This window comes from Kribbella sp. VKM Ac-2569 (assembly GCF_004216905.1).
GTDB lineage: Bacteria > Actinomycetota > Actinomycetes > Propionibacteriales > Kribbellaceae > Kribbella.
Window position 1 is genome coordinate 397,676 of the sequence record NZ_SGXJ01000007.1, and the last position, 11,855, is coordinate 409,530.

11 protein-coding genes are annotated in these 11,855 nt (G+C 68.8%); 5 read left to right on the top strand and 6 right to left on the bottom strand.

The window, feature by feature from the left end:
- Positions 1 to 20 precede the first annotated feature (20 nt).
- From EV649_RS38105 to EV649_RS38125, 5 genes are all read left to right on the top strand, one after another.
- On the top strand, positions 21 to 605 hold the full coding sequence (locus EV649_RS38105) for a TetR/AcrR family transcriptional regulator (protein WP_130388558.1): 585 nt from the start codon (positions 21 to 23) through the stop codon (positions 603 to 605).
- A 3-nt stretch (positions 606 to 608) separates the two neighbouring features.
- Complete coding sequence (locus EV649_RS38110; RefSeq protein ID WP_130388559.1) at positions 609 to 1,412, top strand: type II CAAX endopeptidase family protein; 804 nt, start codon at positions 609 to 611, stop codon at positions 1,410 to 1,412.
- Positions 1,413 to 1,438: 26 nt separating this feature from the next.
- Positions 1,439 to 2,755: a DUF1266 domain-containing protein gene (locus EV649_RS38115; protein WP_130388560.1), complete on the top strand. Its 1,317-nt coding sequence runs from the start codon at positions 1,439 to 1,441 to the stop codon at positions 2,753 to 2,755.
- 84 nt (positions 2,756 to 2,839) lie between these two features.
- Positions 2,840 to 3,196, top strand: coding sequence for a hypothetical protein (locus EV649_RS38120; protein WP_130388561.1), 357 nt, complete (start codon positions 2,840 to 2,842; stop codon positions 3,194 to 3,196).
- Positions 3,197 to 3,255: 59 nt separating this feature from the next.
- Entirely contained in the window at positions 3,256 to 3,789 is a 534-nt protein-coding gene (locus EV649_RS38125) for a GNAT family N-acetyltransferase (protein ID WP_130388562.1), read from the top strand.
- Here EV649_RS38125 and EV649_RS38130 read toward each other — a convergent pair.
- The 6 genes from EV649_RS38130 to EV649_RS38155 form a co-directional block, all read right to left on the bottom strand.
- Entirely contained in the window at positions 3,779 to 4,510 is a 732-nt protein-coding gene (locus tag EV649_RS38130) for an amidohydrolase family protein (RefSeq protein ID WP_130388563.1), read from the bottom strand. The genes EV649_RS38125 and EV649_RS38130 overlap by 11 nt on opposite strands.
- Positions 4,504 to 5,232 (bottom strand): hypothetical protein, encoded by a 729-nt coding sequence (locus tag EV649_RS38135; protein ID WP_130388564.1) that lies wholly within the window; start codon positions 5,230 to 5,232, stop codon positions 4,504 to 4,506. The genes EV649_RS38130 and EV649_RS38135 overlap by 7 nt, the downstream gene beginning before the upstream one ends.
- Positions 5,229 to 6,461 carry a DegT/DnrJ/EryC1/StrS family aminotransferase gene (locus EV649_RS38140; RefSeq protein ID WP_130388565.1) on the bottom strand — a complete coding sequence of 411 codons (1,233 nt, stop codon included), beginning with the start codon at positions 6,459 to 6,461 and terminating at the stop codon, positions 5,229 to 5,231. Before EV649_RS38140 ends, EV649_RS38135 begins: the two co-directional genes overlap by 4 nt.
- Before the next feature lie 22 nt (positions 6,462 to 6,483).
- On the bottom strand, positions 6,484 to 8,430 hold the full coding sequence (locus tag EV649_RS38145; protein WP_130388566.1) for a PQQ-binding-like beta-propeller repeat protein: 1,947 nt from the start codon (positions 8,428 to 8,430) through the stop codon (positions 6,484 to 6,486).
- Positions 8,427 to 10,316: a PQQ-binding-like beta-propeller repeat protein gene (locus EV649_RS38150; protein WP_157996391.1), complete on the bottom strand. Its 1,890-nt coding sequence runs from the start codon at positions 10,314 to 10,316 to the stop codon at positions 8,427 to 8,429. Before EV649_RS38150 ends, EV649_RS38145 begins: the two co-directional genes overlap by 4 nt.
- A gap of 144 nt (positions 10,317 to 10,460) precedes the next feature.
- Positions 10,461 to 11,675 carry a helix-turn-helix domain-containing protein gene (locus EV649_RS38155; RefSeq protein WP_130388568.1) on the bottom strand — a complete coding sequence of 405 codons (1,215 nt, stop codon included), beginning with the start codon at positions 11,673 to 11,675 and terminating at the stop codon, positions 10,461 to 10,463.
- Between the last annotated feature and the right edge of the window lie 180 nt (positions 11,676 to 11,855).

Genomic DNA, 11,855 nt, shown 5'->3' on the forward strand with positions numbered 1-11,855 from the left:
AGTGATGCTAGGTTTTGAACATGGCTAATTCCCGGGGTCCGTACGCGAAGGGCGTCGCCAAGCGCGCCGAGATCCTGCGGGCCGCGCTGGAGGTGATCGCGCGGCACGGGTACCGGAAGACATCGACGCGCGAGCTGGCCGCCGCGGCCGGGCTCAGCGAGGCCGGGATGCTGCACTACTTCGGCTCGAAGGAGCAGCTGTTCGAGGCGGTGCTGCGAGCCCGTGACGAGGCCGACACAGCCCGGTTCGAGACCGGCGATTCGATCGACAATCTGACGGCGATCGTCCGTCACAACGGGTCGGTGCCGGGCCTTGTGCAGTTGTACTCGACGTTCTCCGCCGAGGCCGGCGACCCGGAACACGGTTCTCACGAGTACTTCGTGGAGCGGTACGCCGGGATTCGCGCGGCCCTCGCCGATGCGGTCCGCGCACGTCAGGCCGACGGGACCCTCAATGCATCGGCGGACCCAGAAACGATCGCGACCCTGCTGATCGCGCTCTCCGACGGTCTCCAGGTGCAGTCGCAGTACGAACTGCAGGCCGACACCGGCGACCTCTTCAGCCACCTGCTCGACCTGCTGGGTGGTCCCACGCGGGATAGTTGAACCATGACGACCCCCGCCGACAACCCGTCCCCACCGGCAGAGGCCGTCGATTCTGGCGTCAGTCGGTCGGTGCTCTCGCGGGAGATCTGGCTGGTGCTGGCGCTGTCGCTCGGAGCGTCCGGGGTGGCGGCGATCATCTCGTTCACGGGTGTGCTGACGTCGGCGAAGCCGATCAGCGGGCAGACCGCTGTGATCGTCGGTTCGCGCGCGCCGGGCCGGCCGTGGCTGGATCTGGCGTGGCAGGTCTTCGCGGTGGTCACCGCCCTGGTACCTGTCGCGTTGGTCGGTCACCTGCTCGCGCGGGGCAAGGAGTCGTTCCGGACGATCGGGTTCGACCTGCGGGACAGGATGCGCGACCTCGGCCGCGGTACGTCGATCGCGGCCGCCGTCGGGGGAGCGGGGCTGCTGTTCTACATCGGTGCACACTCGACTGGCGTGAACCTGACCGTGGATCCGTCGCAGCTGCCCGACGACTGGTGGCGGATCCCGATCCTGATCGCGGTCTCCGCGCAGAACGCCGTACTCGAGGAAGTCATCGTGCTCGGGTACCTGAACCACCGGCTCGACCAACTCGGCTGGTCGGTACGCCGGGCAACCGTGACCAGCTCGTTGCTGCGCGGTTCGTACCACCTCTACCAGGGGCTCGGCGGGTTCGCGGGAAACGTGATCATGGGCGTGATCTTCACCTACCTGTACCGGCGGTGGGGCCGCATCATGCCGCTCGTCGTCGCGCACACCCTGATCGACACGGCCGCCCTGATCGGGGCGACGTACCTGCTCGGCAAGGTGTCCTGGCTGCCCAGCTGACCTGCTGCACCACATATCTTTGCGAGATGTTCAGGAGGGACATCAGCCCCGGCTCCTTCGACGACTTCGACGTCGTCAACGACCTGGTCGATCTCGGGTATACCGTCGGCGATGCGGATGACCACGACGAGGTGATCCCGAAGATCGAAGAGCCGCCGGACGGCCACTGGGTACCGCCGACGCCGGTCGAGAGACTTCTCTACCGGGACAAGGACGACCCGGACGCCTCCGGTTACCTGTCGATTCTCGCGACCGCCGGTGTCTACCACCTCGTGGCGATCACACACGCCGACCAGGATCCGGCGAAGCGGCAGCCGATCATCGCCGAGTTGAGCGACGGACTACGGGCGCTGTCCGTCTACACCGTGGACGTGCTGCCTCGCCCACATCCGAAGGTTGTGTACGAGTTCACCACGCTGCGCGGCCTGGTCGAGATGCTCAGCGACGTCGACGTCCTGCTGGTCAACCCGGAGACGCCGTGTCAGAACGCCTTGCAACTCGGCGACAAGATGCTCCGGATGATGCTCCAGCTGCATGACGAGTACTGGGAGCCGGGCTATTTCTCGGGCCGCATCATCACCCGTCAGAGCAACGCCACCGAGCCCGGCTCTCTCCTGCACGGCCTGGCCTGCGGCGCGCAGCTCTGCGCCACGAACGGCTACGCCTGGAACACCACGGAGCACCATGGCAACGGCTACAGCGCGGAGCTCGCGCTGGTGGAGAAGTGGTGGGACGTCAAGGTCCGCGACGATTGGTTGCAGATCGAGCGGCGCCTGCTCGACCGCGACGTCGGCTCGTCCTCCTGGGACGACGTACTGCACACCCGTAACCTGCTGGCCGACCACGTCGGTGGACCGGCCGACGCCGCCCAGTGGCGCCAGTACGACGAGTCAGCGTTCCGCCAGTACGTTGCGCAGTCCGGCGCTCCCGCTCATCCGGGCGCGGACCCCCGGCTCGATGCGGTCGTAGCGGCCCGCGGCCACCTGATCACCCGGATCCTCCACTACGAGGATCGCTTCCGCGAAGACCGACTGCTCCCCGCCGGCGGCTCCGTACGCTCAACCGCCGCGTGGGACCTGGGCCGCGCCTCCGCGATGGCCCGCTGGGGCCGGAGCACCCGCTTCTGCACCCAGGCCGAGATGTTCGATGCCCTCCGCGAGCTCAGCCAGGAGGCCCAGCGCCGCTACACCTCATGGGAGGAGTTCGGCGTCGGCTACCTGCTCGGCCGCTGCCTCCACTTCGACGAAGACAGCTTCGGCAGCTGGTACACCGACGCCCGCGACATCCACGAGCGTCTCCTCAGCTACGAGCAGAGCCCTTGGCTCACCGTCCCGTTCCGCTAGGGAGTTGACAATGCGCCTTCGAGATTTGGGCAACTGTAAAGACTGACACGTAACCGATCGGCCTCCTGACGGGTTGAGGATGACGTGACAGTCAACGGGGAAATCACGAGTCCGCCTGAGATCGACGCCGGCCTCGCGGCCGCGGCGCTCGCCGTGTTCGCGCACCGGCACGAGGTCGTCCATCTGCTGTACGCCGCCACCGACGAGCCGGACGCGCTCGCCCGGATCGGCGGCCTGCTGAAGGTCGACGAGGCGGCCATCGCACGGGTTCTGGACCAGCCGCTGCGCTGGATGCTTCCGCAGTTCCGCGCCGAACTGGAGACGATCGCGGCGACGCCGGGCCCGCCCGGCACGAGCGCCGCTACGAGGTCCGCTGCCGGGGCACCGGCGGGCGGCTCGGAGGGCGCTCCCTCGGATCTCCAGTCGGCGGCGACCAACTGAGCCTGAGGCACCAGCAGCAACACCAGCAGGTCGGACCGCTCCATCGATAGGTTGGAGCGGTGCAGACGCATGGGCGGGACATTCTGGAGATCGCGGACGAACTGACCACGGCGTACGTCGAGGTGTTCACGGCGCCGCCGTTCGAGCACCGCGATCCCGAGGAGACCGGGACCGCGTTCCGGAAACGGCTCGAGACCGACGCGGAGCGGGACGGGTTCCAGGCGTGGATCGAGCGGTCGGAGGACGGGCGGATCGCCGGGTTCCTGACCGGGTGGACGACGCCGGCGCCGTTCCGGACCGACCGGTCGTACGGGAGCGTCCTCGACCGGATCGGCAGCGAGCAGGTCGAGGAGCTGCTGATCGGCGCGTATGAGGTGGACGAACTCGGCGTACGCCAGCACGCTCGCGGTACCGGCCTGGCCCGGCGTCTCCTCGAGAGCGCCACGCGCGACAACCACCGCGCGTGGCTCCTCGCGTGGAACCAGAACCACGACGCGATTGCGTTCTACCGCCATCTCGGCTGGCAGGAGCCCGAGGTCCGCGGCCCCGAACACGACATCCTGGTGTTCGTCGCCGGCGGAGTCAGAGGCTGAAGAGGGCGATGGCGTTGCGGTGGGTCACGGCGTCGTGTTCGTCGGGGGTGAGGTCGGCGGCCTCGAGAGCGCCGAGCGCGATCGAGGGGTCGATGAGCGTGGCGTCGGTGCCGAACATCATCCGGCCGGGGTCGATCCGGTCCAGGATCCAGCGGATCCGGTTGGCCTCGGGTGCGGACCAGCACGGCTCGAACCAGATCCGGTCGCAGCGGTCCGCCGCCTCGGGGACCCGGGGCCAGCCGTTCGCGCCCATGTGACCGGCGAGCACCTGCGCCCCCGGGACCCGGGCGGCGACGTCGGCGAGATCGACGACGGTGTCGCCCCAGGTGTGGACGAGAGTGGGCAGCCCGTACTCGGTCGTGAGCTCGATCGCGGCCTGCATCGCGGGCGAGGTCATCGGCGTCCGGCTGTACTCGGTGTGGATCTTGGCGCCGACCCACCGCGTCCGCCCGTCCCCGGCGAGCAGCTCGTCGAGATCGGTTCGGGCCTCGTCGAGGCGGCGCGGGTCGACGACGATCATCCCGCGCAGCCGCGGATCGGCCGGGAGTTGCTTCGCGAGAGAGCGGTTGCCGAGCGGAGCGTCGTACACGATGGCCTCGATCGCGGAGACCAGTTGGAGGTCGATGCCGAACCGGTCGAGGCCGTCGATGTTGGTGTCGATGCTCGCGACGTCCATCGAGAAGAACCACGGTCCCCAGTGGGCATGTACGTCGATCAGCATGCGGGCTCCAGCAGGGTCGTGAGACTGCGGCTTCCGGCCTGGGCGATCTCGTCCGGGCTGAGCTTGGACGAGAGCAACCGTCGGATCACTGAGCGGGTCTCGTGGAACGGCGTCCGGCAGCCGAGCACGAGCCGCTCGGCGCCGACCTCCGCGGCCACGATCTCCAGCGAGTCCGGTCCGGTGAGCATCCGGGTCGACGTGTGGAACCCGGGCTCGGACCGGGCCAGCAGCACGAAGTCGCCGAGGTAGTAGAAGTGCGTGTCGAGGAACACCACGCGCGCGCCGAGCCCGCGCAGCGCCGGGCCGACCTTGCGAACGTCGCCCTCGACGAAGATCGTCAGCCCGGCGTCGACGAGCAGTTGCGCGACGTGCTCGAAGGAAGGGTACGTCGGCTCGACGCTCTGCGCGGTCGGCGCCAGCCGGATCGCCCGCGGCGGCATGTCACTGGCCAGCTGACGCTCCAGTTCTTTCTCCGCGCCGAGCGGATCACGCAGGTCGAGCACCGGGCACGTCGTCCAGCCGTTGCCATCAGCAACCTGCCGCGCCTCGTCGTTCCCGGACGGTACGTCGAAGTGCACCGCCCGCAGCCCGGATACGACTCCGCCCGAGATACCGCTCTCCGCGAAGACCTTCGCGACGTTCTCGGGTCGCCCCCAGCGCCCCGTCGTCACGTCGTGCCCGACCAGAATGTCGCAGTCGAGCAGCAGGGGAGTATCGGTCATGATGCCTTCCGGGACAGGGCTTGGTGGACCTTGCGGATTGCGGTGACGATGTCGTCGACGTCGGATTCGGTGTAGTTCTCGTTCCAGCCGAGGACGAGCAGCTTGCGGTCGATGAGTTCCTCGGCGTTCGGGCACAGGCCGGCCGGGTACGAGACGTCCTGCAGCGGGAACCCGGACTGACCGTACGTGATCCGCTCGCGGACGGCAGGTGCGGCGTACAGCGGGCTGGTCAGGTACCCGCCGTTCGCCGGGACGCCCTCGGCGGTCAGCGCCGCGGCCCATTCGCGCATGTCGCCGGCCGCCTCGGAGATGATCAGTGGGTACTGCCAGTACACGTGGTTCTGCCCGTCAGGCGGAGGCGTGACTCCGGCCAGGTCGGCGATCCCGGCCGTCGCCCGGAGTGCCGCCGTACGACGATCTTGTACGACGCCGCGTAGCCGGTTGAGCTGCGCTCGCGTGACCGAGGCGACGAGTTCGGTCATGCGGTAGTTGAGTGCGAGGAACAGATAGGTCCGCTCGTCGGTGTCCCGCGGCCAGCCCTTGTCGGCGAACAGCCGCATCCGGCGGGCGTGCTGCGCGTCGTCGGTGACCGCGAGACCGCCGTCGCCGGCGCTGATGTGCTTGGTCTGCTGCAGGCTGAAGCAGCCGATGTGCCCGATCCGGCCGGCGAACGTGTCGCCGACCGGCGCGAGATACGCCTGCGCGCAGTCCTCGATCAGCAGGATCCCGTGCTGGTCACAGAGCTCGCGCAACTCCCGGACGGCGGCAGGCTTTCCGAACAGGTGCACGACGATCACGGCCTTCGTGCGCGGTGTGATCGCGGCCGCCACGGTCTCGGGCGTCAGGTTTCCCGTGATCGGGTCGACGTCCGCGAACACCGGAACGGCGTTCTGCATCATGATCGGGAACACTGTGCCCATGTCGCTGATGGGCGTGGTGATGATCTCGTCGCCGGGATCCGGGTTCACAGCGGCGACCGCCAGGTGCAGCGCCGCCGTTCCCGAACTGCAGGCGACCGCGTGCCCGGCGCCGAGCAGGGACGCGAACTCCAGCTCGAGCGCGGGAACCTCCGTTCCCCAAGTCGCCGAGAGCATGCCGCTGCGCAGCACCCGCTCGACCGCCTTGATCTCGTCGTCGCCGAAGCGCCGGCCGCTGGCGTTCATCACCGACGGCAGCGGGTCCGTGCGCACCGGCGTACCACCGTCGCGGGCGAGCTGACTGTTCTCCATCGAGCAATCCTCCGGTATTTGCTTACGGCAACGGCAACTGGACGAGATCGCGGTCGGCGAGACCCCAGACGGAGTGCTCGGCGCCGGGGACCGGGGTCAGTTGCGGCACGGTGTACCACCCGTCGCCCAGCTTGTTCACGAGCAGCTTCGCCGTGCTGAGGCCCGGCCCCAGCTGGTACAGGTTCCCGCCGAAGTTCGTTTCACAGTAGACGCCGGTCCGGTCAGTGTGGATCTGGCCGTACCCGGACAGCTTGTTCGCGCCGCGGACGACGGCGCGTGTGCGCAGGTCGTACGTGAACCAGCCGCCGCTGGTGCGCTTCAGGACGCCGTACAGGATCCCTTCGTGAACGGCGACGCTCTGGATAGAGCGCTCTCCGGCGAGTGGCTCGGCGGTCCAGAGCAGTTCGCGGCGGCACAGGTCGAACGCCGCGATCGCCGCCGAGGTGCGCGTCGGCGGGATGCCACCGCCGCCGACCACGTCCCCGCCGAGGTACGCGATGCCGTCGACGATCGACACCGACAGCACGCCCTGGTCGGGGAGAACGCCGTAGTGCACGTCGAGTTCGCCGGTGCGTATGTCGAGCAGGGTGAGGGCGCCGGTCAGCTTCCCGGTGCCTGGTGCGGACGCGATGGCCAGCAGCTTCGACTTCGGGTCGTACGCGGCCTGCCACGGCCGGATCTGCTCGTGAAGGATCTGGCCGAAGCTGTGGACCTCCTTGGTCCGCGGGTTGATCCGGACCACCTCGGTGCTCGGATACAGCGCGGAGTACAGCTCGCCACGGACCCAGTTCAGCGTCTTGGCCTCACCGGCGACCCGGAGCCGGCGGGTGATGCCGGTGTCGATCGCGTGTTCGGTGACGACCCAGTGACCACCGACGTACACATGCGGGTCGCCGATCACGATCGACTGCGGCTTGTCCGGCGCGGGCGTGAACCCGGCGTCGACGAGATCGAGCAGCTCGAACTCACCTGTTCCGACGTCGAGCCACCACAGCACGCCGGACCCGGTCGAGCCGAGCAGCGTGCTCCCGTCGAGCATCACGAGCCGGCGATGCTCGTCCGACGGCGCCGGCGTCGCTACCTCGGTGAGGCTGGTGTCCTCCGGTCCGCACGACCAGACCGTCCCTGACGTCCGGGTGGTCAGGTACGCCGTGCCGTCCGCGGCCACTGTGATCGCGTCGACGCTCGACTGGCCCTCGGGCAACGGCACAGCCCGTACGTCGCTGCCGTCGAGTGCCATCTTCAGCAACGCCCGGCTGCTGCCCACGTAGATCCGGTCGCCGGCGTCGGCGAACGGGCCGAAGTTCTGCCCGCGGGATGCCTCGGGCGTGAAGTCGCGGAAGACCCCGGTACTCCGGTCGTACCCGACCAACTGCGACGGCGTGTAGATCCCGGCGTACACGTAGTTGCCCGCGGCCCCGACGTAGCGCCCGTACTGCGCCCCGGCGACCGGTGCGCCGAGCTGAGTGGCTGTGTTCGTCGCGGGATCGATCTGCCAGACGGCGCCGTTCGGGTAGCTGACTGCGAACACCTGGCCGTCGGGGGCCGTTGTCATGTCCCAGACGAAGCCGCCGGGGCCGGCCAGTGCTCTTACGTGGGTCACGGATCCGTCGGCCGGGTCGAAGCAGTAGACGTCGGCAGTCGGATAGAGCCCGCAGTAGACCTTGCCTGCGGCAACCGTGATTCCCCAGCCGCCTTCGCCGGTCGGCAGCTCGACCGTCCTGGTCACGCGGCGGGTGGTCAGGTCGACCTCGGTCAGGCGGGGCGGCACGATGCCGCGGCTGATCACGTAGGCGTGGCCGTCGTGCACCGCCATCGCGACAACGGCGGCCGTGACGACCGCGGGACCGGACGTGGGCAGCGTGGAGCCGTCGATGGGTCCGTCCTCCGCGTAGGCAGTCGTAGGGAGTGCAGTGAGCGCGCCGGTCGCCAACGCTCCGGCGAGAGCGGTACGGCGGGAGATGATCATCCGAGCCCTCCGATGCGGACGAGATCGCGGCCCTTGATCGTGTACAGCGCGTTCCCGTCGTACGACGTGGTGATCAACGGGTAGCTGTAGATCTGCGCGCCCAGGCCGTCGACCACGGTGCTCACGGTCGGGGCGCCGGTGGGGTTCGGCGTGATCTTGAAGACGCGCTTGTTGTCGGTGCCGTAGAGGCCGGAGCGGGCGATCGTCAGCCGGCTCTGACCGGTGCCGAGCGTCACGCTCGTGACGAGCGTGCCGGTCTGCGGATCGAGGACGGCGAGGCGGCCGTCGTCGGTGGTCGCATACAGTCGGCCGCGGTAGAGCACGAGATCGCTGTAGGTCTGCGCTCCGGACAACGGGGCAGTCTCCCACAGCACCTTGTTGCGGCGCAGGTCGAACGCCACGACGGTTGCTTCGGGCAAGATCGGGTCGGTACCGAGGCTGTTCCGGGTCGCGCCGCCGAGGAACGCGATGCCGTCGGCAGTCGTCACGGAGCGGACCGACTGGTGTGGTACGACGCCGCGGTGCACTTCGCGGTCGCCGCTGTCCAGGTGCTGTTCGACGAGCGTTCCGTCGTACTTGCCGTAGTCGGGCTCGGTGGAGAGCAGCCACGTCTGTGAGCGGTCGTCGTACGCGGCGTCGGTCGGGCGGGTCTGCTCGTTGCCGATCTGGCCGAGTTCGTGCAGGTCGGTGCCGTCGGGCTTCATCTGCCAGAGGCGAGCCAGTGTGTAGACGCCCAGGTACACGTCCTTTCCGACCGGCGTCATCGTCTTCGCCTCGCCGGGCAGGAACGTGCGGGTGCTCGTGCCGGCGGCGAGATCGTGGACCTGGACGCCGGCCTTGCCGCTGACCAGGACGGACGACGGCGTGGCGGCGAGCGCCATCACCTGTTCGGGCGCGGGTGGCAGACCGGCCTGGCCGAGATCGGTGCCGGTGAAGGTGCCACTCGCCTCGTCGAAGTCGACGACCTGGCTTGTCAGCTCGGCTCGTATGGTGCCGCTCGTCGAACCCTCGACGAAGATCCGGTTGAAGTAGGCACCGTCGTACGGCGAACCGAGGCGCGTCAGCGCGTTGTCGCGGTACCGGTAGAGGGTTCCGGACGGGCGGGTGCCGAGGTAGATGTCGTCACCGCTGAGGGTGATCGCGGTGACGTACTGGTCGCCGCCGGGCGTCTGCACCTCGATCGGGTTGCTCAGATCCGCGGTGTCGAAGACGAGCATCGTGCCGGTGGGAGAGAGGCCCGCGGCGAGCTTCGTCCCATCGAGGGCGAGGGTGGCGACGAACGTGCGGTCCGCGTACTTGGCGGGCAGCACGTCGCGGCGGTCGCCGGTCGCGCGGTCGATGGCGATCAGGTGCGCCTTCGTGCCGACGCCGGCGTAGATCGTGGTGGCGTCGGCGGCGATGCTGCGGACGTACTGCTCACCGGCGATGGCGGCGCCGTACGACTTGGTGGCGCCCGTGGCCGGGTCGTACTCGTGGACCCCGCCGTCGGGATAGGTGCCGGCGACGATCTTGCCGTCCGGGGTCGCGGCGATCGACCAGACGAACGAGCCGAACTGCGCGACCTTGGTCGCGGTGCCGGTGGTCGTGTCGACCTTGTAGACGTCGCCGGGTGTGTAGAGGCCGATGTACAGGTCGGTGCCGATGTGGGTCATGGCCCACGCCCCGGCGCCGGTCGGCAGGGAGAACTTGCGGTCGACGGTCTTGCCGACCGGGTCGAACGCGCCGACCTGGACGGGTGAGACGCCGGAGGTGATGGTCCAGATCCGGTCGCCGACCTGCTCGGCGACGCTGGTCGAGGTCACGGCGGATGCCGGACCGAGGCTGGTGACGGTCGGAGTTTCGGCCCCGACCGGAATCGTGGCGCGGGCTGGTCCGGAAACGCTCACCAGTCCTGCGCAGCTGACCAAAGCAGCGATCATTCCCCGTGCGAATCGCTTGTCCACAAGGCCTCCCGGGACAGTACGCATCGAATTACGGTCATGGCTGAAATTAGCCGGACGTGCGTCAGCACGTCAACCGTTGAGAACTAATCAGAGATGAACGCGATAAACGACAAGCGGTCGGCCACTGCCGGTGCCGAGCTGGGTGCCGGTGGCATCCGCCAGTCCGGCGCGCTCGAGGCGGTTCAGGACGCGGCGCGCAGTCCGCGGCTGGATACCGAGGTAGTCGGCCACGGAGCGCGTGGTCAGACCGTCCTCCGGGGTGGCGCGGACAAGCTCCTGCAGCCGTTCGAGCGTCGCCTTCGAGAGGCCGGCGCGCTGCGCGAGCAGCTGCAGTTTCGAGCGCTGCTGAGCCCTTGGCGGCGCGCCGCCGACCAGCACGAGATCGATGTCGTTGCGCAGCGACACGACGGCCGCCGTACGTCCGGCGGTCTTCGCCCGGCCGAGCGCGCGGCGGGCCAGCGCCTCGGTCTCGGTCCCGGACCCGCCGATGCCGAACCCGATCCGGACTGGTCCAAACTGCTCCTTCAGCCGGGTCAGCATGCCGAGCTCGGTGAACGCCGCGGTTGCTTGTTCGAGCGGTCCGCGGGTCGCAATCACGAGCCAGCGCTTGTCGTCGTACCGGATGACGCTGCCGCCCAGAGAGCCGGCTTCGCGCTGGAGAGCGCTCTCTGCATCCGGAGAAATCTCCACCAGGCCGAGCGCGATCTGCGCATCGTCACTGCGCAAAGCGTCGTGGACCAGGAGCAGTCTGTTGACCGCGGCACGGACCGAGTGCACCGACGGGGCGAGGCGGAGCGTGGTCTGCTCGGTCCGGAGTTTCTCGTACGCCGACCGCAGACAGGTGATCGCGACGGTCGCGCCGGCCTCGTGATGGAACGCGACGATCTCGTCGAGGCTCAGGCCGGGCCGGTACGGCAGCACGCGGACACCGCGCATCGGGAGTCCGACCTCGTCGAACGTCTCCCGGACGTCGGCCTCGTCGAGTACGTCGATGCTGAGCGACGTCACGTCGTGCCCGTCGCGGAGCAGTTGGACCAGGGCGCGCATCAGCGTCGCGCCGGTGTACTCGACGTGTGCGGCCGGACGGTCCAGCAGGTCCTGCGCCGCGGCGATCTGGTACGGGACGACGCCTGTGAACAGCCACGCGTCGACGCTGCCCGGCGCGTCGGCCATCACCTTGGGGGTGTCGGTCTCCCGGCGGTACCGGAGCGGGACCACCTCGACGCCACGCAGTCCTTTGATGATCCGGCAGGTGGAGGTGACCAGGTCCGACGGTCCCACTACTCCGATCGTCGTCACCACGCGCGATCCCCCTCCTCCATGGGGGTCAGTCTCACCACAACACCCCACTGCTGCAAGAACCCGCGCCGTGGTCGGCTACGTTCGCGTCAGTGTCAGGGTGATGCTGCCGCTCACGCGGTGGTTGGATCCTGAGCACCCGCTGTCTGGCTCTTACGTTCGGTGTCGCCTTCGGGCTGACGG

Excerpts from the sequence above, each read along its gene's own strand:
- EV649_RS38110 (WP_130388559.1), top strand. The coding sequence starts at position 609 with ATGACGACCCCCGCCGACAACCCGTCCCCACCGGCAGAGGCCGTCGAT.
- EV649_RS38145 (WP_130388566.1), bottom strand. The coding sequence starts at position 8,430 with ATGATCATCTCCCGCCGTACCGCTCTCGCCGGAGCGTTGGCGACCGGC.
- EV649_RS38130 (WP_130388563.1), bottom strand. The coding sequence starts at position 4,510 with ATGCTGATCGACGTACATGCCCACTGGGGACCGTGGTTCTTCTCGATG.
- EV649_RS38135 (WP_130388564.1), bottom strand. The coding sequence starts at position 5,232 with ATGACCGATACTCCCCTGCTGCTCGACTGCGACATTCTGGTCGGGCAC.
- EV649_RS38105 (WP_130388558.1), top strand. The coding sequence starts at position 21 with ATGGCTAATTCCCGGGGTCCGTACGCGAAGGGCGTCGCCAAGCGCGCC.
- EV649_RS38140 (WP_130388565.1), bottom strand. The coding sequence starts at position 6,461 with ATGGAGAACAGTCAGCTCGCCCGCGACGGTGGTACGCCGGTGCGCACG.
- EV649_RS38115 (WP_130388560.1), top strand. The coding sequence starts at position 1,439 with ATGTTCAGGAGGGACATCAGCCCCGGCTCCTTCGACGACTTCGACGTC.